23 protein-coding genes and 1 pseudogene are annotated in these 26,449 nt (G+C 53.3%); 6 read left to right on the forward strand and 18 right to left on the reverse strand.

All coding sequences use genetic code 11. From position 1 onward, the window contains the following. Window positions 1-31: 31 nt before the first annotated feature. From tcuB to ybfF, 8 genes are all read right to left on the reverse strand, one after another. Window positions 32-1,171, reverse strand: a complete 1,140-nt coding sequence (gene tcuB / locus KQJ19_RS05720; protein WP_101699818.1) for a tricarballylate utilization 4Fe-4S protein TcuB — start codon at window positions 1,169-1,171, stop codon at window positions 32-34. After that, entirely contained in the window at window positions 1,158-2,561 is a 1,404-nt protein-coding gene (tcuA, locus tag KQJ19_RS05725; RefSeq protein WP_200079487.1) for an FAD-dependent tricarballylate dehydrogenase TcuA, read from the reverse strand. Before tcuA ends, tcuB begins: the two co-directional genes overlap by 14 nt. Before the next feature lie 97 nt (window positions 2,562-2,658). After that, window positions 2,659-3,585 (reverse strand): tricarballylate utilization LysR family transcriptional regulator TcuR, encoded by a 927-nt coding sequence (tcuR, locus tag KQJ19_RS05730; RefSeq protein WP_049281838.1) that lies wholly within the window; start codon window positions 3,583-3,585, stop codon window positions 2,659-2,661. A 128-nt stretch (window positions 3,586-3,713) separates the two neighbouring features. After that, complete coding sequence (gene fur / locus KQJ19_RS05735) at window positions 3,714-4,160, reverse strand: ferric iron uptake transcriptional regulator (protein WP_003022836.1); 447 nt, start codon at window positions 4,158-4,160, stop codon at window positions 3,714-3,716. After that, window positions 4,153-4,239, reverse strand: a complete 87-nt coding sequence (locus tag KQJ19_RS05740) for a ryhB-regulated fur leader peptide (RefSeq protein ID WP_049259739.1) — start codon at window positions 4,237-4,239, stop codon at window positions 4,153-4,155. The genes fur and KQJ19_RS05740 overlap by 8 nt, the downstream gene beginning before the upstream one ends. Window positions 4,240-4,449: 210 nt before the next feature. Continuing rightward, window positions 4,450-4,980, reverse strand: coding sequence for a flavodoxin FldA (gene fldA / locus KQJ19_RS05745; RefSeq protein WP_003022839.1), 531 nt, complete (start codon window positions 4,978-4,980; stop codon window positions 4,450-4,452). Between the two features lie 155 nt (window positions 4,981-5,135). Next, on the reverse strand, window positions 5,136-5,423 hold the full coding sequence (gene ybfE / locus KQJ19_RS05750) for a LexA regulated protein (protein WP_003022842.1): 288 nt from the start codon (window positions 5,421-5,423) through the stop codon (window positions 5,136-5,138). A 128-nt stretch (window positions 5,424-5,551) separates the two neighbouring features. Next, window positions 5,552-6,325, reverse strand: coding sequence for an esterase (gene ybfF, locus KQJ19_RS05755; protein WP_047415163.1), 774 nt, complete (start codon window positions 6,323-6,325; stop codon window positions 5,552-5,554). Between the two features lie 194 nt (window positions 6,326-6,519). Here ybfF and seqA point away from each other — a divergent pair, with 194 nt between their 5' ends. Both seqA and pgm read left to right on the forward strand, forming a co-directional pair. Continuing rightward, entirely contained in the window at window positions 6,520-7,062 is a 543-nt protein-coding gene (gene seqA, locus KQJ19_RS05760) for a replication initiation negative regulator SeqA (protein WP_216403417.1), read from the forward strand. Between the two features lie 24 nt (window positions 7,063-7,086). Next, window positions 7,087-8,727, forward strand: a complete 1,641-nt coding sequence (gene pgm / locus KQJ19_RS05765; protein ID WP_016152262.1) for a phosphoglucomutase (alpha-D-glucose-1,6-bisphosphate-dependent) — start codon at window positions 7,087-7,089, stop codon at window positions 8,725-8,727. A gap of 71 nt (window positions 8,728-8,798) precedes the next feature. On the opposite strand, the gene potE is transcribed toward pgm, so the two are convergent. The 9 genes from potE to kdpF all read right to left on the reverse strand — a co-directional run bounded on the left by potE (window position 8,799) and on the right by kdpF (window position 20,734). After that, on the reverse strand, window positions 8,799-10,118 hold the full coding sequence (gene potE / locus KQJ19_RS05770) for a putrescine-ornithine antiporter (RefSeq protein WP_016155987.1): 1,320 nt from the start codon (window positions 10,116-10,118) through the stop codon (window positions 8,799-8,801). Beyond that, complete coding sequence (gene speF / locus KQJ19_RS05775; protein WP_216403418.1) at window positions 10,115-12,313, reverse strand: ornithine decarboxylase SpeF; 2,199 nt, start codon at window positions 12,311-12,313, stop codon at window positions 10,115-10,117. Before speF ends, potE begins: the two co-directional genes overlap by 4 nt. A gap of 256 nt (window positions 12,314-12,569) precedes the next feature. Beyond that, complete coding sequence (gene speFL / locus KQJ19_RS05780; protein ID WP_114149115.1) at window positions 12,570-12,674, reverse strand: leader peptide SpeFL; 105 nt, start codon at window positions 12,672-12,674, stop codon at window positions 12,570-12,572. Window positions 12,675-12,952: 278 nt separating this feature from the next. Next, entirely contained in the window at window positions 12,953-13,630 is a 678-nt protein-coding gene (kdpE, locus tag KQJ19_RS05785; RefSeq protein ID WP_049269245.1) for a two-component system response regulator KdpE, read from the reverse strand. Beyond that, the gene (gene kdpD / locus KQJ19_RS05790; protein ID WP_216403419.1) at window positions 13,627-16,311 is read right to left on the reverse strand and encodes a two-component system sensor histidine kinase KdpD; all 2,685 of its coding nucleotides are present in this window, start codon (window positions 16,309-16,311) and stop codon (window positions 13,627-13,629) included. The genes kdpE and kdpD overlap by 4 nt, the downstream gene beginning before the upstream one ends. 10 nt (window positions 16,312-16,321) lie before the next feature. After that, a complete protein-coding gene (gene kdpC, locus KQJ19_RS05795; protein WP_047497716.1) occupies window positions 16,322-16,888 on the reverse strand; it encodes a potassium-transporting ATPase subunit KdpC in 567 nt (188 codons plus the stop codon). Window positions 16,889-16,896: 8 nt separating this feature from the next. Then, window positions 16,897-18,945 (reverse strand): potassium-transporting ATPase subunit KdpB, encoded by a 2,049-nt coding sequence (gene kdpB, locus KQJ19_RS05800; protein ID WP_016152268.1) that lies wholly within the window; start codon window positions 18,943-18,945, stop codon window positions 16,897-16,899. Between the two features lie 20 nt (window positions 18,946-18,965). Beyond that, window positions 18,966-20,645: a potassium-transporting ATPase subunit KdpA gene (gene kdpA, locus KQJ19_RS05805; protein ID WP_047497718.1), complete on the reverse strand. Its 1,680-nt coding sequence runs from the start codon at window positions 20,643-20,645 to the stop codon at window positions 18,966-18,968. Continuing rightward, complete coding sequence (gene kdpF, locus KQJ19_RS05810) at window positions 20,645-20,734, reverse strand: K(+)-transporting ATPase subunit F (RefSeq protein WP_001670793.1); 90 nt, start codon at window positions 20,732-20,734, stop codon at window positions 20,645-20,647. Before kdpF ends, kdpA begins: the two co-directional genes overlap by 1 nt. Before the next feature lie 308 nt (window positions 20,735-21,042). Between kdpF and KQJ19_RS05815 the strand changes: the two genes are divergently transcribed. From KQJ19_RS05815 to KQJ19_RS05825, 3 genes and pseudogenes are all read left to right on the forward strand, one after another. Continuing rightward, entirely contained in the window at window positions 21,043-21,249 is a 207-nt protein-coding gene (locus KQJ19_RS05815) for a YbfA family protein (RefSeq protein ID WP_003022870.1), read from the forward strand. A gap of 124 nt (window positions 21,250-21,373) precedes the next feature. Further along, window positions 21,374-22,792: a deoxyribodipyrimidine photo-lyase gene (phrB, locus tag KQJ19_RS05820; RefSeq protein ID WP_216403420.1), complete on the forward strand. Its 1,419-nt coding sequence runs from the start codon at window positions 21,374-21,376 to the stop codon at window positions 22,790-22,792. Window positions 22,793-22,951: 159 nt separating this feature from the next. Continuing rightward, window positions 22,952-23,884: pseudogene (locus KQJ19_RS05825) on the forward strand (Rpn family recombination-promoting nuclease/putative transposase). A gap of 49 nt (window positions 23,885-23,933) precedes the next feature. Here the strand turns inward: KQJ19_RS05825 and dtpD are convergent. Next, complete coding sequence (gene dtpD, locus KQJ19_RS05830; protein WP_016155995.1) at window positions 23,934-25,415, reverse strand: dipeptide permease DtpD; 1,482 nt, start codon at window positions 25,413-25,415, stop codon at window positions 23,934-23,936. A gap of 289 nt (window positions 25,416-25,704) precedes the next feature. Here dtpD and ybgI point away from each other — a divergent pair, with 289 nt between their 5' ends. Then, window positions 25,705-26,448, forward strand: a complete 744-nt coding sequence (gene ybgI / locus KQJ19_RS05835) for a radiation resistance protein YbgI (RefSeq protein ID WP_016152273.1) — start codon at window positions 25,705-25,707, stop codon at window positions 26,446-26,448. The last annotated feature ends 1 nt before the right edge of the window (window position 26,449 follow it).

The raw sequence follows: 26,449 nt of genomic DNA on the forward strand, positions 1-26,449 counted from the left end.
CATAATATTTATAGAGGTAAGAGTTTGCGGGTTAGTCGCCTGCGACCCCCGCCTGTTTGCCGCGCCGTTTCTCAATCGCCCACTTGAGTAAGGCTGCGCAGCGGTAAAATCCGTGGGCAAATTTTCCATAAGGAATGGTCAGAAAGAGCGCCATGACCACGCCGAGGTGAATGGCGAGCAAAATAGCCATCCAGGACGTGTCTCTTCCCGCCAGCAGCGCTAAACCGGTCAGACTGGTCAGGAGCAGCAGCAAAATAAAACCGCGATCCATCGGTTTTTGCCGAGCGTCGCCATGCAGCGGTGAGCGCTTAAAATTGAGCCATAGCAAGCCAGCCGGGCCGACAGTCAGGCCAATGCCGCCCAACGTGCCCAACATTACCGGAACGCTGAAGAACGGATAGGGCGCTTCTATACCTGCAAAGTAGTGATAGCCCGTTGCCACCACGGTGGCGGCAAAGCAGAGCATAAAACCGTAGAAGGTGAAGTGATGGAAACGGCGGCGCATCAGGGTGAAGGCATCATCTGCTTCGTTACAACCTTTGCCATGCCCACCATCGAGATACTTCAGCGTCAGCGCATTGTGCGAGGCTTCAGCAATTTCAGCGGAACGCGGTACACCCGGAGAGATTTCGCGCCAGAAGCGGAGAACACCCGCCATCAGCAGACCTATCGCCAGAATAAATACCGAACCAAACATCCATGCGAGCAGGTTATGCGGGAAAATCTGATAAAAATCCCCGGCCAGCGGAGGATGGAATAACGAGCCCTTTAAACTCATGGCGAGGAGTAAAAACAGGATCAGACCGAAAACCAGCGCCAGCGTCACAGTGATGCCTGCGCGACGATAAAGCGCGCCAAAGGCGGCGGGTTGCGCGTAGTGCTGATAGGTTTCGAGCCGCACTTCCGCCATCGCCTTCGGTACGTTAATGGCAAATTCATGAGGTGGGGCATACTGACACGCGTGCAGGCAGGCGCCGCAGTTATGGCACAAGTTAGCCAGATAATTGATATCCGCTTTACCGAATTCCAGGCGCTGAGTCATTGCCGGGAACACGGCGCAAAAACCTTCACAATAGCGGCAGGCGTTACAGACCTGCATCACACGTTCAACTTCTGCTTCCGGCTCGGTGATAATTTGTGCTTCGATGATCAGTTTCTCAAGCTGCTTCATGACGTGCCTCCTTACGTGCTGCCAGCGCGGCTTCTTTTCCGGCAATGCGGCCAAAGGTTGTCCCGATCGACATGCCCACGCCAGCGGTGTAACCCTTGCCCAACACGTTGCCCGCCATCATCTCTCCGGCGACGAACAGGTTGCGGCTTGGCTGCCCGGCAAAGTGCACGGCAGCGCGTTCGTTCACTTTTAACCCAAGATAGGTGAAGGTGATCCCTGGCCGCAGGGCATAGCCGTAGTAAGGTGGCTGGTCCAGCGGTCGCGCCCAGTGTGTTTTCGCGGGGGATAACTTCTTCGTCGCGCAGTTGTCCAGGATGGTATGGTCGAACTGACCTGGCTGGCAGGCGTTGTTGTACGCCGTCACGGTGTGGGTAAAGCGTTCGGTATCCAGCCCCAACTGATGCGCCAACTCCGCCAGCGTATTCGCCTGTGCGCCGGGGAATACCGGTGGCATAAAGTGGCCGATGGCTTTACTGTCGATAATGGAATAGCCAATCTGTCCTGGCTGTTGGGCGACCAGGCGTCCCCAAATGGCGTAGCGTTTGGGCCAGAAATCTTCGCCTTCATCATAAAAACGTTCTGCGTCACGGTTGACTACTATGCCGAGTGAAACGCAGTCCACGCGGGTGCAAATTCCGCCGTCATATAATGGCGCTCTGGCATCAATGGCGACGCAGTGTGACTGGGAGGGTTCGCCGATGATGTCCGCCCCGGCATCCATCATAAATTTAAGCAGTACGCCCTGATTAAAGCGTGTGCCGCGAATCAGGAAGTTATCCGCAGGCCACTCGCCGCGGGCGTTCTCTCCCCAGGCTTCGCGCAGCCATTCGCGGTTTGACTCAAATCCGCCAGCGGCAAGCACGCAGGACTTAGCGGTTATGCGCTCTTCGCCTGCCAGCGCTGCCACAAACTCACCATTATGCAGTTCAAGCGCCTGCACTGGTGTGTTATAGCGGATTTGCACGCCTAACTTTTCTGCGCTGCGATAATAGGCATTCACGAGGGCTTTCCCGCCCCCCATAAAAAAGGCGTTGGTTCGCGCTACGTGTAAAGCACCGGAGAGAGGAGGTTGAAAATTAACGCCGTGTTGGCGCATCCAGTCGCGGCATTGTGAAGAGGTGCGGATCACCAGACGCGCCAGGGCTTCGTTAGTATTTCCCTCGGTGACGCGCCGCAAATCCTGCCAGAACTCCTCTTCAGGATAGCTTTCCACCAGCACATCCTGCGGCGCGTCATGCATACAGCGCAGATTACGTGTGTGTTGAGAATTTCCCCCGCGCCATTCCCGTGGAGCCGCTTCGAGCAGGAGTACCGAAGCTCCTTGCTCCCGGGCGGTTAGGGCAGCACATAACGCGGCATTGCCACCGCCAATCACCAGAACATCAACCATCGTATACTCCATTACCATTTAACTAATTGTTAAATTTGTAATTGAAATGTATACGTACAGCTTGTGCGGGCGCTATGACGAAGTGCTAAAGAGGGCTTTAGTTATTGTAAAGGATGGCGCCTGGCCAGCTTCCTGCTTCCACCAGTTGATGCATCACTTTCGTTAGCACCACGCGGGCGGCGAGGCCCGCGGGGGTGAGCTCATCATCAGAAAGGCTGACCAGAAAGTTGGGGCGACTCAGTATTGGATTATGGACGCCGATCACTCTTAGCGTCTCTTTATCGAGATGGGAAATCGCCGCGCCGGGCTGGAGAGTAGCGCCGATTCCACTGCGAACGGCGCGCATTAGCAGCGCCAGACCATCAATTTCTGTGGAGATCTCAATGCGCAGTGCGTGTTCCTGACAAATTGCTTCCAGCCTGCCGCGCAGACCGTGGCCTGGGCTGGGCATTATCAATGGGATACTTGCCAACTGGGCTGGCGCAATATTTTCATCGGCAATATCGGCCAGTAAGGCATGAGTCCCAATCAAAAACAGGCGCTCTTCGAGAATCGGTCTGGCGCTCCAGCGCAGGAGCTTTTCTTTTTGAAATACCACGGCCAGATCAATCTGGCGGGTATTAATCATCCGTTCCAGGTTGCCAGAGAGGCTTTCCACCACATGCAGGCGGACATCACTATAGCTTTCCCGCATGGCGTTAATAAAAGGCATGCCGAGAACGGAAGCGGTACTGGGGGCCATACCGACGCTGACGTGCCCGGAAAGCCGGGACTCTCGCGCGGCGAGGATTGCATCGTCTGCGTGGCGGAGCGCCAGCTGCGCCTGGGAGTAAAAAGCCAGTCCGGCGCTGGTGGGCGTAACGCCACGCGAGGTGCGCTGCAGCAGGCGAATAGCGAGTTCGTTTTCCAGGCGGGACATTTGCTGGCTGAGTGCCGAAACCCCAATATTGAGATCGAGCGCCGCGCTACCCATGCTGCCGGTTTCTACAATGCGAACAAAATAGCGTAGCTGGCGAAGTTCCATTTCGACTCTCCGGGAAGGGACTATAGATTTTACATTAAAGCAACACAGGAGTGGAGGGAAGGGGAAAAGGGGTGATAATGCCCATAAAAAAAGCCAACCGAATGGTTGGCTTTTCAGAAAGCATCACATTATTTACCGTCGTGAGCATGCTCATCTTCGCGGCAATCGCCTTCGGCGCAGTGACCGTAAAGATAGAGGCTATGGTTGGTTAAACGAATACCATGTTTAGCCGCAATCTCACGCTGGCGGGCCTCGATGGAATCATCGCTGAACTCGACCACTTTGCCGCAGTCGAGGCAGATGAGGTGATCGTGATGATGCTGTTGAGTCAGTTCGAAGACGGATTTACCACCTTCAAAATTATGGCGGGTCACGATACCGGCATCATCAAACTGGTTCAGCACGCGATACACGGTCGCCAGACCAATTTCTTCACCCATATCGATCAGACGTTTGTATAAGTCTTCCGCACTGACGTGATGGTTATCCGGTTCCTGAAGAACTTCCAGAATTTTTAAACGAGGAAGCGTTACTTTCAGGCCAGCCTTCTTTAATGCGGTATTGTTGTCAGTCATGCGGAATCTGTCCTGTAGCTAAACGATTCACTTCATTAACAGAAGTGACAGAAATTGCACTTGAGATAATGCGATTCATTATAGAACTGCCATGGCTAAATGAAAACTGCAAGTCTCTGGCATATATTGTTAATCAAAACGTGGTATCGCCGACAAACACACTGTGCAATACCCGATTGGCATCCGGCCATTGTACAGGGTCAGACGAAAAAGTTACAAATTTGTAGCAATTATTTTGATTGGTTTTATCTATTGATGTGGCGCAGATGGAAATCTGCGCCACACAAAATCAGGCATTGATGATTTCGTCGAGGTGCAGCTCCTCAGAGATCTGCTTAACCCATTTTTCTACGCGTTCGGCGGTCAATTCAGGCTGGCGATCTTCATCAATGGCCAGACCCACAAAGTGGTCGTCGTCAGCCAGGCCTTTGGACGCTTCAAAGTGATAACCCGCCGTTGGCCAGTGACCAACGATGGTTGCGCCGCGTGGTTCGATGATGTCGCGAATTGTACCCAACGCATCGCAGAAATATTCTGCGTAATCTTCCTGGTCGCCGCAGCCGAACAATGCAACCAGCTTGCCGTTAAAATCAATGTCTTCGAGGGTAGGGAAGAAATCGTCCCAGTCACACTGCGCTTCACCGTAGTACCAGGTTGGAATGCCGAGCAGCAAAATGTCATACCCTTCGAGGTCTTCTTTGCTGCTTTTTGCAATGTCATGTACATCGGCAACGTCTTTACCAAGCTGTTTTTGAATCATTTTTGCGATGTTTTCGGTGTTACCGGTGTCGCTGCCGAAAAAGATGCCAGTGATTGCCATGAGTAAAATAACCTCTTGAAACTTATTGAAATGGTGGTGGCGCATTGCCCACGGATAAGGGCAATCATAGCAGAACAGTCAGGCATGCGGAAACAGCAAACACGCAGGACTGCACTCTGTGCTACACGATTTATGATTTAGAGCAGAAATTCAGACTAAGCCTGACCGCGCAATGCGCTGAGTTGGTTCATCAGCATCTCTTCGATGAGTTCACTGCGACTCATGTTGCGCGCCTCGGCCAGCTCGTTCAGAGCGTCAACAGCATCAGCGTTCAGTTTCAGTTCGACACGCTTAAGCCCGCGAACTTTATCGCGTTTAAGCTGATTACGTTTGTTAATACGTAACTGTTCATCACGCGAGAGCGGATTAGTTTTGGGTCGTCCCGGGCGACGCTCCTGCGCGAACAGATCTAATGTCGTACGGTCCGTTTGTTCTTTGGCCATGATCTTGGTGACTTCGGGGAAACAATCAGCCAGGCGTCTGCCCGGATGGATAGCCCGCCATAATACATCAGCAGGGGAGACACGCCAACGCCCACGCGCGTAATCACGCGCAGACGCTGAGTTTTTAATCAGTTAGCCTGTTCGCTCAGATAACGACGGATGGCGCGCAGTACCGCCTCCGGTTTTTCCGCATGCACCCAATGGCCCGCGCCTGCAATAACGTGCGCCCGAGCCTGCGGGAATTGCGCCAGCAGTTGTTCGCGATACGCTTCGGTTACATAAGGTGAGTTGCCACCGGGGATAAACAGCGCCGGGTGTTCCCACGCCGGGATGGTCTCCCAGCCGACAATATGAGGATATTGCTCCCACAGCACGGGAACATTAAAGCGCCATTCGCCGTCCACGAAGGATTTGAGCAGAAACTGGATCACGCCTTCCTCTTGCAGATGCTGGCGCATGACGCTCGCCGCCTGCTGACGCGAAGAGGACTGCGCGTCAGTTACTGCGTTAATGGCAGCAAAAATCTCATCGTGACGGCGAACATGATAGTCAACGGGAGCAATGTCGATGGCTACCAACCGTTCGACACGTTCCGGGGCCAACGCGGTTAACGCCATGACGGCTTTGCCCCCCATCGAGTGACCAATAAAGATCGCTTTTTCGATCTGTTGATCGTCCAGCGTATCCAGCAGGTCTTGCGCCATGGCCGGATAATTCATCTCAGGTGAACGCGGGGAGAGGCCATGATTTCGCATATCAACCTGGATGATATCGTGATCGGCCACCAGATCGCGCGCCAGGATCCCCAGGTTATCCAGACTGCCAAACAGGCCGTGCACCAGGACGATGGGAGAATTATTGTGCAGGTTTTGCGCAGATTGCGCTCGGATATTCAATTTCATGGCAAAGTTCTTTTTTTCACACTCACGGGTTAGGGTATCATGTTGACCATTCTGCCACATGGCTGCAACAACTACGGTTACTCTGAGTTTTGCCAGCCACCAGGCTTGACGCTATCCGCTGTTGGGATTTGCCTTTACACTACGCGTGTTGACCCCAACAACTTGTATTCAGCTAAACACTGCACTGGATTAAGATGAAAACGATTGAAGTTGATGATGAACTCTATAGCTATATTGCCAGCCACACCAAGCATATCGGCGAGAGCGCATCCGACATTTTACGGCGTATGTTGAAGTTTTCCGCCGCATCACAGCCTGTCACTCCGGTAGTAAAAGAAGTCCGCGCTGTGCAAGCTGTCGTGGAAGCGAAGCCGGTTAACCTCGTAAAAGATAAAGTGCGCGCGATGCGTGAACTGCTGCTGTCCGACGAATATGCGGAGCAGAAGAAAGCAGTAAATCGCTTTATGCTGGTGCTGTCTACACTCTATTCACTGGATCAAAACGCGTTCGCCGAAGCAACGGAATCGTTGCATGGGCGTACGCGCGTTTATTTTGCAGCAGATGAACAGACGCTGCTGAAAAATGGTAATCAAACCAAACCGAAACACGTGCCAGGCACGCCGTACTGGGTGATCACCAATACCAATACCGGCCGTAAATGCAGCATGGTTGAGCACATCATGCAGTCAATGCAATTCCCTGCGGAATTGATTGAAAAGGTTTGCGGAACAATTTAATCCTTGCATTAGAAGGACCAGGCAATGGCAATCCACAACCGTGCAGGTCAACCTGCGCAACAGAGTGATTTGATTAACGTCGCCCAACTGACGGCACAGTACTATGTACTGAAACCAACGGCAGGGAACGCTGAGCACGCCGTCAAGTTCGGTACGTCCGGACATCGCGGCAGTGCAGGTCGTCATAGTTTTAACGAGCCGCATATTCTGGCAATCGCTCAGGCGATTGCTGAAGAACGTGCGAAAAACGGGATCACTGGCCCGTGCTACGTGGGCAAGGATACCCACGCGCTGTCTGAACCGGCTTTTATCTCTGTCCTGGAAGTGCTGGCAGCGAACGGCGTGGACGTCATCGTGCAGGAAAATAACGGCTTTACGCCAACCCCTGCCGTGTCGAATGCTATCCTGGTCCACAACAAAAAAGGCGGCCCGCTGGCTGACGGCATTGTGATCACGCCATCCCACAACCCGCCGGAAGATGGTGGTATTAAATACAACCCGCCAAACGGTGGTCCGGCAGATACTAACGTCACCAAAGTGGTGGAAGACAGGGCTAACGCTCTGCTGGCTGATGGTCTGCAAGGCGTGAAGCGTATGTCGCTGGACGCTGCGCTGGCATCTGGTCATGTAAAGGAGCAGGACCTGGTTCAGCCGTTTGTTGAAGGACTGGCCGACATCGTCGACATGGCGGCGATCCAGAAAGCGGGCCTGACGCTGGGTGTCGATCCGCTTGGCGGTTCCGGTATCGAATACTGGAAGCGTATTGCCAAGCACTACAACCTGAACCTGACTATCGTTAACGATCACGTTGATCAGACTTTCCGCTTTATGCATCTCGACAAAGATGGCGCAATCCGTATGGACTGCTCCTCCGAGTGCGCGATGGCGGGACTGTTGGCGCTGCGTGACAAGTTCGATCTGGCCTTTGCCAACGATCCGGACTATGACCGTCACGGTATCGTCACCCCGGCGGGTCTGATGAATCCGAACCACTACCTGGCGGTGGCGATCAACTACCTGTTCCAGCATCGTCCGCAGTGGGGCAAAGACGTTGCCGTCGGTAAGACGCTGGTCTCTTCGGCGATGATTGACCGCGTAGTGAATGATTTAGGGCGTAAACTGGTCGAAGTTCCGGTTGGCTTTAAATGGTTCGTTGACGGTCTGTTTGACGGCAGCTTTGGCTTTGGTGGTGAAGAGAGCGCGGGCGCTTCTTTCCTGCGCTTTGACGGTACACCGTGGTCGACCGACAAAGACGGCATCATCATGTGTCTGCTGGCGGCAGAAATTACCGCAGTGACCGGTAAGAATCCGCAAGAGCACTACAACGAACTGGCAGCCCGCTTCGGCGCGCCAAGCTACAACCGCCTGCAGGCAAGCGCGACCTCCGCGCAGAAAGCGGCGCTGTCTAAGCTGTCTCCGGAAATGGTGAGTGCCAGCACGCTGGCGGGGGACCCGATCACGGCACGTCTGACGGCGGCACCGGGTAACGGTGCTTCTATCGGCGGTCTGAAGGTGATGACTGACAACGGCTGGTTTGCTGCGCGTCCGTCAGGTACTGAAGACGCCTATAAAATCTACTGCGAGAGCTTCCTTGGTGAAGAACATCGCAAGCAGATCGAAAAAGAAGCCGTTGAGATTGTCAGCGAAGTGCTGAAAAACGCGTAAGTATTGTTTGTACTGACGCGTTTTGTAGGCCCGGTAAGCGTTAGCGCTACCGGGCTTTTTTATGCCAGGATTTAACTATGCTTATTTTTCAGTTCAAAACGCGGTGATACCAGGCCATACAGCGTCCAGCCGAGGAAGGTCACGATAGAACCATAAAGCATTGCTTCTTCGCCAGAGGAGTAGAGCGCATAGAAGCTGTACAATGCGCCAACAAACGCCACGAAGTTCGCCGGTTTCGCTTTTGACGACGGAACATTCGCCATTTTTTGAATAATTACCAGCGCGGCCATCGACAGAATATACGGAATGATGTTCGTCACCACCGCCAGGTTGACCAGCACGTTGAACTGACTGTTCAGTGACGGGCTGATAGTCATCAGTGATAAACCACTCTGGATGATCACGATTGCCAGCATCCCCTGAACCGGCGCGTCTACTTTGGTCACGCGGGAGAAGATTTTAGGGAAGTAACCCCCATCAGCCGACGATTTGAATACCTGAGCGATAGTGAACTGCCAGCCCAGCAGTGAACCGCAGCAGGACATCACCATCAGCGCCATGATCACCTTACCGACTTCCGGGGTGAACATTTGTGCGAAGGCTAAACCGAACGGTGCTGTAGAGTTAGCCAGATCCATATTCGGCACAATCCCGGCTATCACGTTGGTGGAGATGATGTAAATCACCGCCGCGCCCAGCGTACCGCCCAATACGGCGATGGGCACGTTGCGTTCCGGGTTGTCTACCACTTCAGCGTTGGCGCAGGCCGATTCCAGACCCAGAAAAGCCCACAAGGTCATCGCAATGGAAGAACCGACAGCCGTGAAGAACGGGACGTGGTGTGGATTCCAGGAGTTAGCGTACAGCGTCGGACTGAACCAGAACCAGCCGATGATACACAGACCGACAACCGGAATAATGACGCCCCAAACGGTGATGCTGCTGATCTGCCCGGTAATGCGCGCCCCGCCAAAGTTAGCCACGGTACAGATCCACAGTACACCAATGGTTGCCAGGCCAATCTGCACCGGTGTCAGTGTGGCGCCAAACAGCTCGGTACCGTAGCCAACGGCGGAGATGGCGATAGCCACGTTGGCGATTAACAGCGAAACGCCATAAGTGTAGTTCGCCATAAAGTTACCGGATTTGCCAAAGGCGTATTCAGCGTAACCCCCCATACCACCGGATTTACGGCTGAACATACCGCATTTTGCGAAGGCCCAGGCCAGCGCCATTGAACCGACAGCAGTCACCAGCCACGAGATGATCGAGATAGTACCGACTTCCGCAAGCTTGGTGGGCAACATGATGATTCCAGATCCCATCATATTAACCATGGTCAGGATAGTGAGCTGGACGACGCCCATTTTGTTGGATTTGGCTTTGCTCATAACATTTCCCCTTTCAACAGAGCGGGTTGCGCGCTTTGTTGCTTAATCACGTAGCACCACACTTGTTTACGACCGTCGTGTTCTTCGATGTAGACACCCTGGAGTTCAGGCGCAAAGCCCGGTAGTAAATTGATTCCTTCTTCCAGTGCGCTGAAGTAACGTAATACTGAACCGCCCCAGATTTCACCCGGAACCACACACAGCACGCCCGGAGGATAAGGCAGCGCGCCTTCTGCCGCGATGCGACCTTCAGCGTCCGGCAGACGCACCAGTTCAACTTCACCACGCAGATATGCATAATTGGCATCCTGCGGATTCATGCTGACGCGCGGGAAATGTGCCTTACGGAACATCTCTTTCTGGAGCTGCTTCACGTTGTGACGCGCATACAAATCGTGCATCTCCTGGCACAGTTGGCGCAGGGTGTAACCGGCGTAACGGGCTTCGTGCTGCTTGTAGATCGAGGGCAGAACCTCGGCTAGCGGGGCATCGGCTTCCAGCAGTTTTTCGAAACGTACCAGCAGGGCGACAAGCTGCTGCAACTTCGCCATATCTTCTGCGGGGGTCAGCAGGAACAGGATGGAGTTGAGGTCGCATTTTTCGGGCACCACACCATTTTCGCGCAGGAAGTTAGCCAGAATGGTAGCCGGAACGCCGAAGGTATCGTATTCGCCGTTACGCGCATTAATACCCGGAGTGGTGAGCAGCAATTTGCATGGATCCACAAAGTACTGGTGTTCGGCATACCCTTCAAAGGCATGCCAGTGTTCACAGGGAACAAAATGGAAGAAACGCAGGTCGCTGGCGATTTCAGCGGTGGGATAAGCCTGCCACGGTTTACCCTCTACTATCTCCGGCACGAACGGGCGGATATGGTGGCAGTTTTCCAGGATCAACTTACGAGTATCAATTCCGTTGACGACGCAGTCCATCCACATGTTGCGCCCGCTGACGCCTTCATGCATTTTGGCGTTGATGTCCAGTGCGGCAAAGAGCGGATAGAACGGGCTGGTGGAGGCGTGCATCATGAACGCGTTATTCATTCGTTTATGAGGCACGTAGCGAGACTGGCCTTTAATATGGCTGTCTTTTTTGTGGATCTGCGAAGTCTGAGAGAAGCCTGCCTGTTGTTTGTGCACTGACTGGGTGACCAGAATGCCGGGGTCATTTTCGTTAAGATCCAGCAACAGCGGAGAGCAATCGGCCATCATCGGAATAAACTGCTCATAGCCAACCCACGCGGAGTCAAACAGGATGTAGTCGCACAGATGACCGATCTTATCCACCACCTGACGGGCGTTATAGATTGTGCCGTCGTAGGTACCTAACTGAATCACGGCCAGACGGAATGGACGCTCATCTTTCGAACGTTGTGGCGCAACTTCACTCACCTGTTCACGTAGATAGCCTTCTTCAAAGCAGTGCGCGTCGATCCCGCCGATAAAGCCGTACGGGTTACGCGCGGTTTCCAGATATACCGGCGTTGCCCCGGCCTGCAATAACGCGCCGTGGTGGTTTGACTTGTGGTTGTTGCGGTCGAATAACACCAGATCGCCTGGGGTGAGCAATGCGTTAAGCACCACTTTGTTCGATGAGGAGGTCCCGTTCAGTACAAAGTAGGTCTTATCCGCGTTGAAAACTTTAGCTGCGTGCTGTTGTGCGATGCAGGGAGCGCCTTCGTGAATCAGCAGATCACCCATTGCGACATCGGCATTACACAAATCGGAGCGGAAAAGTGTTTCGCCGAAATATTCGACAAACTGATTACCCGCAGGATGGCGACGGAAAAACTCGCCTCCCTGATGACCAGGACAATCAAAGGCGCTGTTGCCCTGATTGACATAGTCGACAAGCGCACGGAAGAACGGCGGACGTAACTGCGTTTCATAATGGCTGGCGGCGGTTTCTAACTGCCGGCCATAAAAGGCGGTACGGGCTTCATTACATTCGAATACACCTGAGATGCGCGGCAGATGTTCAGATGGAACACGTTCTTCATTTTCGGTGGCGATAAAAACAGGAATCCCATAGCCGGTGGCGTCAATTTCATCGAGTTTTCCTCGTTCAATATCATTGATGGATAACACGATAGCAGCAACATCAATAAAATTACTTTCATCGATATTTACGCAAGAACGCTGCGTAGAAAAACAATCAGGACAGGAACGGCTTACGGCAATTTTTAATTCTGACATTTTCATCTCTTTATTTTTAGGTAATAGCAGGTCCTCAATTTCTCAAATGAGAAATTGATAACTCCGGAAAAAAAAGCAAAGTCATACCGCTGATAAATAAATCAGTAAATTGCTTTTTTGAAGATGCAATAAACCCTAACCGGTCCGGTCACAGGTAATACAGGGTTATGCAGGGAGAGCACTGCGGATACAGGCGTTAGCCTGCGATACAGAGAGTCAGGAAGACCTGTATACTTGAGTGCCCTTAGTCGGAAGACTAACGGGCATTAAAGAAATGAAAGTCGAAACTGTTGCGGTGGGCAAACATCATAATATGCGTTGTTCGCCTTATATGTGGCATTGTACGGCTATTATTTTCCATTTTAGTTACCTTTACTGGATAAGTGGAAGGTGCGGGTATTTTATCCAGGAAATGGCTATGAACTGTGAAGAAGATCAATAAAAAACGATCGTTTATAAAATATTTAGTCGCCATTTATGCATAGTGCGGGACAAGATGCTGTTTTGTTGTTTATATGTTATTTATTTGTATTTTATTATTTTTTTACAATATTCTACTGGCTGCATAATAAGTATTATGCAGTGGAGTGAGTAATGAAAAATATATTTATTAATTAATCAGAAAAAATGAATAAGAATTCACGGCATAAACCGATAGCCAATTCCGGTTTCGGTCAGAAAATGACGCGGACGGGCCGGGTCCTGTTCCAGCTTCTGGCGCAGGTGTCCCATATAAATACGTAGATAATGACTGTGTTCGACGGCGTTTGGTCCCCAAACCTGATTTAACAACTGGCGTTGCGTCAGTACCTTCCCGGCATTATTTAGCAGAACCGCTAACAGACGAAACTCAATCGGCGTCAAATGAATTTCCTCGTCACCACGGTGAACGAGGCGCGCGGCAATATCCACTTTGACGTTGGAAAAATGTACCACCGGTTCGGGAGACGCACCGCTGGCGTGGCGACGCAATGCCACGCGCAATCTCGCCTGTAGCTCGCCAATACCAAAGGGTTTACTGAGATAGTCATCGGCACCGGCATCCAGCGCAGCAATTTTATCGCTTTCCTCACTGCGGGCTGAAAGCACAATCACCGGAATCGCGCTCCATTGTCGCAGGTCGCGAATAAAATCAATGCCGTCGCCGTCCGGCAGGCCGAGATCGAGAATGATGAGATCGGGTTTTCGCGTGGCGGCTTCCAACAGACCACGTTGCAGCGTTTCCGCTTCATATACACGCAGGCCATCGGCTTCCAGCGCAGTGCGCAGAAAGCGGCGAATGGCATGTTCATCTTCAACAATCAGTACGTTCGTCACATATCCTCATGAAAATCTTCAAGTTCAGGGGGGATTTCCTGGGGCAGTGTAACACGAAAACAGGCTCCTCCCTGCGCGCGATTGTGGACCGAAATAGTACCGCCGTGCACGTCCACAATAGCCTGACAAATTGCCAGCCCCAGCCCAACGCCGGGCACCGATGACTCTTTATTTCCCCGGGAAAATTTGTCAAAAACGCGCTGTTCCATACCCGACGGAATACCCGGCCCATTATCCCAGACGTCCAGTTGCAGATGTGCGCCATCGACGCTGGCATCAATACCGATTTGCGCCTGTGGCCCCGCGTATTTGACGGCGTTTTCCAACAGGTTAATCAGCACCCGTTCAAAGAGCGGACCATCGACGTGAATCAGTGTTAACGGTTCAGGTAACGACAGATTTATCGGGGCAGAGAGACCGGGCTCCAGCATCTGCAGGGCGCTGCCGACCACCTCTTCCAGCGTTAACCACTCCTTCTTAAGATTAAAGCCGCCAGACTGAATTCGCGCCATATCCAGCAGGTTATTAACCAGTCGGGTAGTATTCAGAACGTGCTGGCGAATCTCACTGGCCTGGCGCGCGTGCGGCGATCCCTCGCTGGCCAGATCCAGCGTTAAGATTTCCGCCTGACCGAACAACACCGTCAACGGCGTGCGCAAATCGTGGGACAGAGCAGCGAGCAGGGCGTTGCGAATGCTTTCGCGCTCGCTGGCAAACCGCGCCTGCTCTTCGCTGGCGGTCAGCGTCAGGCGCTCCAGCGCACTGGCTACCAGTAGAGTGAAGGTTTCCAGCAGGCGTTGCTGTTCGGGGATCATAAGCTGGCGTAAATTTCCCGGTTCGACCACCAGCAGCCCATGCGTTTTATCGGCGCTTTTTAACGGTAAAATCTGATACGGCACGCCCGGTAACGTGTCGGTGCCTGCACCGGCCGGTTGCCCTTTGTCAAAGCTCCATTGGGCAATGGCGTCATCCCACGGCGTCATGCCCTGTTGATGGGTGAGCGGGGCCAGCTTGCCGTTCTCACCGGGCAGTAAAACCTGGCTGCGGGCCTGAAACGTTGAAGCGATAAACTGTTCACTGGTGGCGGCGATATCCGTCTGACTCCGACCGACGGCCAGCGCTTTCGACATCTCATACAAATGACGCGTACGCTGTTCTCGATAACGCGCAACCCGCGCCTGATAACGCACCCCGGCGGTCAGATTACCAATAACCAGCCCTACCGTTAGCATTACGGCAAAGGTGAGCAGGTACTGAACGTCTGAAACGGCCAGCGTCCCGCGTGGGGCAATAAAGAAGAGATCGAAGCTGGCGACGTTAATAAAGGTTGCCAGCACTGACGGCCAGCGTCCGTAAAAGAGTGCGATAACCACCACACCCAATAAATAGATCATCACCAGGTTGGCGGCGTCAAAGGCCATTAGCCACTGCATGGCGATTAGCGTAATGATGGCGCACAGCGCAACGGCAACTACACAACCCTGAATTTGTACCCGCCATTTATCCTTAAAGGTGCGGCTATCTGCCGTTTGCAGCACAGGGCGTGAAGGGGGCTCATCGAGCGCAACAATCATCAGGTCGAGATCCGGTGCGCGATGAGCGAGTTTGTCGGCAAAGGAATCGCTACGCCACCAGCGACGCGTAGTCGGACGCCCGAGCACAATTTTTCCCAGATTATGCTCACGGGCATAGTGGATGACCGCTTTGTCTTCGGCGGGGTCGGAAAGGGTGGCTGTTTCTGCGCCTAACTCCTGAGCCAGCCGCAGAGCGCTTAAAATTGCGCGGCGTTGTTTTTCGGGCAGTCGGTGCAGCGCTGGCGTTTCGACATACACCGCATGCCAGACGCTGCCGAGACGCGCCGCCAGACGTGCGGCGGCGCGTACCAGTTTTTCGCTGCCGGTATTGTGCCCAATGCACAGTAAAATAGCGTCGCGGGTATGCCAGACTTTCTCCTCTCCCGGACGTCCTCGCCAGGCGCGCATCTGATCGTCTACCCGATCAGCCGTGCGGCGCAGGGCCAGTTCACGTAGCGCGATCAGATTACCTTTGCGAAAGAAATGCTCAATTGCTCTTTCTGCCTGACCGGCGATATAAACCTTGCCTTCGTTCAGGCGCTGGCGCAAATCGTCGGGGGGGAGATCGACCAGCACCACATCGTCGGCGGCATCGAAAAAAGGGTCGGGTACGGTTTCACGAACCTGAATGCCGGTAACGCCGCTGACCACGTCATTGAGACTTTCCAGATGCTGCACGTTAACGGTAGTAAAGACATCAATCCCGGCTTCCAGCAGCTCTTCAATGTCCTGCCAGCGCTTAGGATGCCGTGAGCCTTGCGCATTACTGTGCGCCAGTTCATCCATCAAAATGAGCGCTGGACGGCGGGCCAGCGCAGCGTCGAGATCGAACTCATTGATGTGGCGGCCGTGACGCGCCTGTCGCTTTAGCGGCAAGATGCTGAGGCCGTCCAACAGCGCGGCGGTCTCTTTGCGTCCATGGGTTTCCACCACGCCAATCAGCACATCTAACCCTTGCGCCCGCAGTCGCTGGGCCTCTGCCAGCATGGCCCAGGTTTTGCCGACGCCAGCACAGGCGCCGAAGAAAATTTTCAGTTTTCCCCGGTGCGGGGCCGTGGTCTGCTCCAGCAGGCGATCGGGGTCGGGGCGTAAGGGTTCGTTATGCATGTCCTTTTTCTCAGTGCTTATCCAGCGCTAAATTAAGTTCCACCAGGTTCACCACCGGCTGACCGATAAAACTGACCAACGGCTTGTGCGTATATTGTGCAACCAACCGCGTAACCTCTTCAACGCTGAGGTTGCGAGCCTGCGCCACGCGGGGAATTTGCCAGGCCACCGCGGCTGGCGTCAGGTTGTTATCCAGCCCGCTGGAAGAAGCCGTTACCAGCTCTACCGGGACGGCAGGATTGGCCTGCGGGTTGGCGGCACGCAGTGCGGCAATCCGGCTTTGCAGCTGTTTATCCAGTTCCGGGTTGCTGGCTGCCAGATTACTGCCGCCTGAAGCCATTGGATTATAGGGCATTTCAGCTGTGGCAGACGGACGCCCCTGAAAATAACCGGCAGCGGTAAAATGTTGCCCGATGAGCTCAGAGCCGCGAACAACCTGACCTTCGCTAAGAAGCGAACCGTTAGCCTGGTGGGGAAACCACCACTGCCCCAGCGCGGTCGTCAGCAACGGGTAAGCCCCGCCAGTGATAAGCATCAGGAAAATCAATGTTGATAATGCAGGACGTAATCCACTCATCTGAAACCTCACACCAGACCCAGCAGGGTCAGCAGTAAATCAATCGCTTTGATACCGATAAACGGCACAACCAAACCGCCCAAACCATAGATCCACAAATTGCGGCGCAACATCGCGGATGCGGACAAAGGTTTGTAGCTCACGCCTTTTAGCGCCAGTGGGATCAGAAAGACGATAACCAGCGCGTTAAAGATAACCGCGCTGAGGATCGCCGAGTCTGGCGAATGCAGTCCCATCACGTTCAGCGCATTGAGCTGCGGATAGGTGGCGGCGAAGGCGGCCGGGATAATAGCGAAATACTTCGCGACGTCGTTGGCAATACTGAAAGTGGTCAGCGAACCGCGCGTCATCAGCATTTGTTTACCAATGTGCACTACTTCAATCAGTTTGGTGGGGTTGGAGTCGAGATCCACCATGTTACCTGCTTCTTTCGCTGCCTGGGTTCCAGAGTTCATGGCGACCGCAACGTCGGCCTGCGCCAGGGCAGGTGCGTCATTGGTTCCGTCGCCGGTCATTGCCACCAGACGACCTTCCGCTTGATACTGACGAATCAGCGCCAGCTTGGCTTCCGGCGTGGCTTCAGCTAAGAAGTCATCCACTCCGGCCTCAGCGGCGATCGCGGCGGCGGTCAGGCGGTTATCGCCGGTGATCATCACCGTTTTAATCCCCATTTTGCGCAGTTGAGCAAAACGTTCTTTGATCCCGCCTTTCACAATATCTTTCAGCGCAATCACGCCCAGTACGTGGGAGCCTTCGGCAACCACCAGCGGCGTTGCGCCAAGGCGAGCGACGCTTTCGACCTTCTGCTCCACATCGGCGGGAAAGTGGCCGCCGTTGGCTTCAACGTGCCGACGAATGGCATCGACCGACCCTTTACGGATCATTCGGTTGTCGATGTTGATGCCGCTCATCCGGCTTTGGGCGGTAAACGGCACAAAGGTAGCGTGCAGAGATTGCACGTCGCGAATACGCAGATTAAAGCGCTGTTTTGCCAGGATCACGATGCTGCGGCCTTCCGGCGTTTCATCGGCCAGCGATGAAAGCTGTGCGGCGTCGGCCAGCGTTTTTTCGTCCACGCCGTGGGCGGGCAGAAAATCCGAAGCCTGACGGTTACCCAGCGTAATGGTGCCGGTTTTATCCAGCAGCAGTACGTCTACGTCACCTGCCGCCTCTACTGCACGTCCGCTGGTAGCGATGACATTCGCGCCCAGCATGCGGCTCATCCCGGCGACGCCAATCGCTGAGAGCAGTCCGCCTATCGTTGTAGGGATCAAACACACAAGCAAGGCAACCAGCACCGTGATGCTGACCGCACTACCACCCCAGGCGGAAAACGGCCATAGCGTGGCAGTCGCCAGCAAAAAGATAATGGTCAGGGCAATCAGCAGGATCGTCAGGGCGATTTCATTGGGCGTTTTACGCCGCTGCGCGCCTTCAACCATGGCGATCATCCGGTCGAGGAACGTTTCACCGGGGTTTACGCTGCATTCGATAACCAGCCAGTCGGAGAGGATGCGGGTCCCGCCGGTGACGGAGGCGAAATCGCCACCGGATTCACGAATCACAGGCGCGGATTCACCGGTAATGGCACTTTCATCTACTGATGCGCCACCTTCAATGACCTCGCCGTCACACGGGATAATATCGCCAGCTTCCACCAGCACGATATCCCCTTTCCGTAAATCATCGGCAGGAACGTGATCCATTGCCGCGCCGTATTTGGGTTCGCGAAGTTTACGGGCAAAGGCGGTTTTTTTGACTCCCTTTAGGCTATTAGCCTGAGCTTTACTGCGACCTTCCGCCAGCGCCTCAGCGAAGTTGGCGAACAGAACGGTAATCCACAGCCACAGACTTATCGCGCCGGTAAACCACGGGCTGCCCTGCATATGACCTGTTGCCATCGCCACCGTTAACAGGGTTGTTAACAAACTGCCCAGCCAGACGATAAACATCACCGGGTTACGCCACTGGGTATGTGGGCTTAATTTTTTCACGGCGTCCATCAGCGCCTGTGCGACCAGAGAGGGTTCGAACAGCGCCAGTTGCTTGCGACTCATAGTAATGTGCTCCGCATCACTCAGTGTAATGACAGGTATTCTGCGACCGGGCCAAGCGCCAGGGCAGGAACAAAGGTGAGAGCGCCAACCAGTAACACCGTACCGATTAACAACCCGACAAACAGCGCGCCGTGGGTAGGTAGCGTGCCTGGGCTTGCTGGCTGGATCTTTTTACTTACCAGCGACCCGGCAATAGCCATCACGGGGATGATCACGCCGAAGCGACCGAAGAACATGCACAGGGCCAGCAGGCAGTTCCAGAACGGGCTATTGGCGCTTAATCCGGCAAAGGCGCTACCGTTGTTGTTCGAGGCAGACGACACGGCATACAGGACTTCACTAAAGCCGTGAGGACCTGGGTTAAGCATGGCGCTGCGCCCGGTTTCGCTCATCATGGCGATCGCTGTACCGAGCAGGACCAGCGTAGGGGTGACCAGAATCGCCAGCGCGGTCATTTTCATTTCGCGCACGTCGATTTTCTTACCGAGATACTCCGGCGTACGGCCAATCATTAACCCGGCGATAAATACCGCCAGCAGCACGAACAGCAGCATGCCGTACAGACCTGAACCCACACCGCCGAAGACCACTTCACCAATCTGCATCAGCCACATAGGTACCATGCCGCCCAGTGCGGTAAAGGAGTCATGCATCGCATCGACAGCCCCGCAGGATGCTGCCGTGGTGACGACGGAAAAGAGACTCGTGGCCAGCACGCCAAAGCGGCTCTCCTTGCCCTCCATGTTGATATTGCTGTCGGCACCGAATGCCATCAGGTGCGGGTTGCCCTGAACTTCGGCCCACATCACGACGGCAACGCAGACCGCAAAAATCAATGACATGGCCCACAGTAAGGTCCGCCCCTGACGACGATCGCCCACTACATCACCAAAGGCAAAACACAGCGCAGTGGGAATTAAGAAAATAGCCAGCATCTGTACCAGATTGGTCAGTGCGGTTGGGTTTTCAAACGGATGCGATGAGTTAGCGTTAAAGAATCCCCCTCCGTTAGTGCCGAGCATCTTAATCGCTTCCTGTGAGGCGACTGGCCCCATTGGCAGCAGCTGTTTCACCCCTTCAAGGGTGGTGATGGGCTGATAAGGCAATATGTTTTGCAACGTACCTTGCTGAATGAAGAACAGGGCAATGAGCAACGCAATAGGGACGAGGATCCACAGCGTAATGCGAACCAGATCGACCCAGGCGTTGCCCAGCGTGTTCATACTCTGGCGTGTGAAAGCGCGGGTCAGGGCAAAAATCACCGCAATTCCGGTCGCCGCAGACAGGAAATTCTGCACGGTCAACCCGGCCATCTGGCTGAAATAGCTTAAGGTGGTTTCGCCAGCATAGGATTGCCAGTTGGTATTAGTGACAAAACTCACCGCCGTGTTGAGCGCCAGATCCCACGAAAGCCCTGGTAGTTGCTGGGGATTTAGCGGCAGCAGGTTTTGCGCCATCAGCATCGAAAACAGGACCAGCAGCCCCAGCACATTGAGAGCGAGGATAGCCAGCAGATACTGCCGCCAGTTCATCTCCTGCTGCGAGATGCCCAGACCGCGCCAGAGTAGATGCTCCGCGCCAACCAGACCCGGCAGGGGCGTATTGTTGATCAGTCGAGCCAGCCCAAATCCCAACGGTCTGGCGATGACAAATAGCACCAGCAAGAAACTGGCAATGAGTAAAAATCCTTGGGCCGCCATCAGAACGCCTCCGCATTGATCAGGGCATAGACCAGGTAACCTAATAATAAAAAGACCAGCACAATGCCGGTTATCACGCCTGCACTCACAGTGCACCTCCAGTGGCATAAATGTGATAACCAGAGCGTAGGTTTTTGCTTGCAAAGATTTCGCAAAAATCAGCGGGTGGGGTGTAAAAAAAGTATAAAAATGGCAAAAACCATTATTTAACTAATGGTTAGTATTAATTTAACTTTTATGTAACTTAATTACAGTTTTAAGCTAAACGGAGCATCAATAGATAAAAATAAGTGGTCGGATGAGTAGCAAAATTACACACAAGGCGGTATTATTTTCATCAGTTAACCAAGTTTATTTTTCCGGTGCTATTCACCGAACAGATATATGGGAGAGGATTATGGACTTTTATAAAGAATATCCAGCACACATTGTTTTCTTGCGCCGTACCTTTGCCGTAGTGGCGGGCGTGCTGGCGCTACCGGTCATGCTGTTCTGGAAAGACCGCGCTCGTTTTTACAGCTACCTGCACCGCGTCTGGTCTAAAACCAGTGATAAACCGGTGTGGATGGAGCAGGCTGAAAAAGCCACCTGCGATTTCTACTAAGTTATCGTTCTTGCTCAAGAAAACCGCTCACAGTAATGTGGCGGTTTTTTTTATGCGCCGACGTCTACACTTGTCGGTGTAATAGATAACGAGTGGCAATGATTAATTTATATCCGGGAGTATTATGACCACCCATCTGGTCTGGTTTCGACGTGATTTACGTCTGCATGACAACCTCGCGCTGGCGGCGGCTTGTCGGGATCGTACTGCGCAGGTCATCGCGCTATATATCTCTACTCCTGAGCAGTGGAAGGCGCACGAAATGGCCCCACGTCAGGCGGCATTTGTGAGTGCGCAGTTGAATGCGTTGCAGGCGGCGCTGGCGGAAAAAGGCATCCCGCTTGTGTTTGATGAAGTCGCAGATTTTGCGGCCAGCGTGGAAACCGTCAAAAACGTCTGCGCACAGCATAGCGTCAGCCGATTGTTTTATAACTATCAATACGAAATAAACGAACGTCAGCGTGATGTCGCCGTTGAGAAGGTACTACCCCATGTGGTGTGTGAAGGGTTTGACGATAGCGTGATCTTGCCTCCGGGGGCGGTCATGACCGGCAATCACGAAATGTATAAAGTCTTTACACCGTTTAAAAATGCCTGGCTGAAGCGGATTAAAGAGGGTGTTCCAGAATGCGTTAGTGCGCCGAAGGTGAGAGAAAGCGGCGCTCTTGACGCTCCGTTAACATCAATAACGCTGAGCTATCCGCAGCAAGATTTTGATACGCAGCGGTTTGTGGCAGAAGAAAAACTGGCTATCGCGCAATTACGCCAGTTTTGCCAGCAGGCCGCGGGAGAATATGAGCAACAGCGTGATTTCCCCGCGGTTGACGGTACCAGTCGATTATCCGCGAGCCTGGCGACAGGGGGATTGTCGCCGCGCCAGTGCCTGAATCGACTGCTCGCGGAGCAGCCGCAGGCGCTTGAAGGAGGGGAAGGCAGCGTCTGGCTGAACGAACTTATCTGGCGTGAATTTTATCGTCATCTGATGACTTACCATCCGGCGCTGTGTCGGCATCAACCGTTTATCCGTTGGACCGATCGCGTGCAATGGCAGAATAATCCGGCACATTTGCATGCCTGGCAAACAGGGAACACGGGATACCCGATTGTTGATGCGGCGATGCGTCAGCTCAACGCCACGGGCTGGATGCATAATCGATTACGCATGATTACGGCCAGCTTTTTAGTGAAAGATCTGCTGATCGACTGGCGTAAAGGCGAGCAATATTTTATGTCGCAACTGATCGATGGCGATCTGGCGGCCAATAACGGCGGCTGGCAGTGGGCGGCCTCAACCGGGACCGACGCCGCACCGTATTTCCGTATCTTTAACCCCACGACTCAGGGCGAAAAATTTGACCGCGACGGTGAGTTTATCCGCCAGTGGCTGCCGGAACTGCGCGATGTGCCGGGTAAAGCCATTCATGATCCGTGGACGTGGGCTGAAAAAGCGCAGGTTACGCTTAACTATCCTCGTCCGATTGTCGATCATAAACAGGCAAGACTGGCGACGCTGGCGGCCTATGAGGCGGCGCGTAAAGAGTAGGCATGGTGGATTTCAGCGTAATGCCTTCCAGCAGAATGAACATGTTGCAGTCGGGAGCTTTTAGCGCTGAAGCGTGCTCTCAGTACAGTGAATACCCTGCTGCATAAGTTTTCCCTCAGCAGTAAATTTCCGTCATCTTCATTCAGATGACGGAAATTAATGACAACGCCAACGCCAACGACATCCACACCGCACGATGCGGTGTTTAAAACGTTTTAACATCATCCCGAAACTGCGCGGGATTTTCTCGACATTCACCTGCCAGTTGAACTGCGGACGCTTTGCGATTTGAACTCGCTGAAGCTGGAGTCAGAAAGCTTTATTGAAGCGGATTTACGTTCGCGCTACTCCGACGTGCTCTGGTCTTTGCACACACGCGACGGCGACGGTTATGTCTATGTGGTTTTAGAGCATCAAAGTTCAGCCGAGCCGCATATGGCTTTTCGTCTGTTGCGTTATGCGATGGCGGCGATGCAGCGCCATTTGGACGCAGGGCATAAGGAACTGCCGTTGGTGATACCGATGCTGTTTTATCATGGCTGCCGAAGCCCCTATCCGTACTCGTTGTGCTGGCTGGATGCCTTTGCCGACTCCGTGGCGGCAAGACAACTTTATTCCAGCGCATTTCCGTTGGTCGACATAACGGTGGTACCCGATGATGAGATCATGGCTCACAGGCGAATGGCGCTGCTGGAATTAATGCAAAAACATATCCGTCGGCGGGATTTGATGGGGCTGGTAGAGCAACTGACCACGCTGCTACTTACTGGATGCGCTAATGACACGCAATTACAAGCGATGTTTAATTACATTCTACAATCTGGCGATGAATCTCGCTTTAATGAGTTTATGCAAGAGATGGCACAACGGATCCCCCAACACAAGGAGAGGCTGATGACTATTGCAGAGCGGTTACGGTTAGATGGATTACAGGAAGGTCTACAACAAGGTCTACAACAAGGACTACAACAAGGAAAACAAGAAGCGGCATTACGTATAGCACAAACCATGTTGGAACAGGGAATCGAACGCGAAATGGTAAAACTGGTGACCGGTGTTTCAGAAGCGGATTTGGCTGTAAACCATGCATAATCTCCAGAAAAACAGGCCCGAATCTTATTACATCATCGGGCCTGTAAACTCAGGACTCTACCGCCAGCGAACGATTTCTGAACTTCAGCGACTGGTACAGCCAAATCAGCAGTACCAGCACCACACAGGCCAGCGCGCCCCAGGTTATTTCGCTAAAGACATCAATATATGCATTGATGGAATAGTTGATAGCGCCCGCTGAGTCAAACGAACCTTGTGAGGTTTGATCGGCGATAACGCCGGCCAGGTAGTTGGCGATGGCCCCGGAAAGCAGCATGTAAATACCCGTTAATACGCCGGTCACTCCTGGGATCTCGATACGTGTAATCTGAGACATAGCCACCGGATCGATAAACAGCTCGGCAAAGCCCATGACCGCCAGCCCCAATACCATCAGCGGCATGGAAGAGTGACCGTAAGCCGCAGACCAGCGGGCGCTCAAGGTCAGAATACAGAATCCGGCGCTCATTAAACCGAGGCCAAGGGCAAATTTACCCCAGATACGTACGGTACGATTACCGCTAACGCTTTCTTTGACCACCCAGGCCAGCACGATACCGCACAGCATAACGGCAAAGGCGTTAACCGACTGGAACATCGCGGTAGGGACGGAATATCCCAGAATATCTCGGTTAACGAAGCGGTCGATATACAGGCTAATCGAACTGCCGCCCTGTTGAGCAAAGGCCCAGAACAACAGACTGAAGAAGGTCAATGTAACGATAAGCCCCAGCTCTTTGCGCTGTTTCTGGGTCTGCGCCTGGCGGTAAATCTTCGCCAGAACCGCCAGACCAATAACAGTAGCAACGATCAGTGCGTAAACGGACCACTCTTTCCAGAACAGAACGGTAATCAGCAGCGGTGCTGCAACCAGCAGAACTAACAACCAGGCCCAGTTTGGCAGCATATATTTTTTCGCACACAAGACGGCCTTGTTGACGCCGGTGGTATGGGCGAAATGGCGATTACCGCATACGAAAATCACCAGCCCCGCCAGCATGCCAATCGCCGCCAGCGCAAAGCCCATCGCCCAACTGTACTCTTCCTGCACGTAGCCGCAGGCAATGGGCGCGATGATTGAACCAATATTACCGGCAGCGTAGAGCAGAGAGAATCCACCGTCACGGCGAGGGTCTTCAGGCTGATACAACTCGCCTAACAGGCAACTGATGTTGGATTTAAACAGACCGTAGCCACAGACAATAATCGCCAGCGACAAATAAAGGAACGCCGGGGCCATTTCGCTGGCGCCCAATACCAGATGCCCCACTGCCATTAAAAATGCGCCGATCATCACCGCCATTCGATTGCCGAGCACTTTATCGGCCAGGTATCCCCCAAGTATGGGCGTGACGTAGACCAGCGAGCAGTAGGCGCTGAACAGTTCATATGCGTGATTATCGTCGTACTTAAGCTGGTTAGTGAGATACAGGATCAGCAATGCACGCATGCCGTAAAAACTGAAGTATTCCCAAATTTGTAGCGCAACGACGTAATAAATCGCCCGTGGTTGAGATGCTTGTTTATTCATTCTTTTCTCGAAGTAAATGCCTCGCGACAGGCTGAACGTGCTGCGCGAGTGTGTTTCCTTAAAGTTTTAACTTTGATACAGATCTGATTATTTTTGCAATATGCTGTCTGATTGCATAAATATACATGAATTAGATCGCGTGGGGGTAAGCAAATTGCGTTCAAATCGGGTGTGATTGTTTCTTGATGTGTCAGTGAAATGTCTATCGACGAACGCAAGCCGGGACGCTATTTTAACCTAAGCTGTGTTGCTGATTGGGCAGGCAGAATTTATGACTACGAGGACGATGATGAAAAACACCGAACTGGAACAACTGATCAACGACAAACTGAACAGCGCCGCCATTAGCGACTATGCGCCGAATGGTTTGCAGGTTGAGGGCAAAGAGACGGTGCATAAAATCGTGACCGGCGTGACCGCAAGTCAGGCGTTACTGGACGAGGCGGTACGCCTGCAGGCGGATGCGGTCATCGTTCATCACGGTTATTTCTGGAAAGGCGAATCTCCGGTTATTCGCGGTATGAAGCGCCATCGTCTGAAAACGCTGTTGGAAAATGATATCAACCTGTATGGCTGGCACCTGCCGCTGGATGCTCACCCGGAACTGGGTAATAACGCGCAGCTGGCAGCGCTGTTGGGGATCACCGTCATGGGTGAAATCGAGCCGCTGGTGCCATGGGGAGAACTCTCCATGCCGGTTCCGGGGCTGGAGCTGGCATCGTGGATTGAAGCGCGTTTAGGCCGTAAACCGTTATGGTGCGGTGATACCGGGCCGGAAAAAGTTCAGCGCGTCGCCTGGTGTACAGGGGGCGGTCAGAGTTTCATTGATAGCGCAGCCCGGTTTGGTGTCGATGCCTTTATCACCGGTGAAGTTTCAGAGCAAACCATTCACTCAGCCCGCGAGCAGGGGTTGCATTTTTATGCTGCTGGTCACCATGCGACCGAACGCGGCGGCATTCGCGCATTAAGCGAATGGCTGAATGAAAATACCGATCTGGACGTAACCTTTATCGATATTCCTAATCCAGCGTAAT

This window comes from Citrobacter sp. S46_ASV_140, from assembly GCF_018919545.1.
In the GTDB taxonomy this organism is placed as follows: Bacteria; Pseudomonadota; Gammaproteobacteria; order Enterobacterales; family Enterobacteriaceae; genus Citrobacter; species Citrobacter braakii.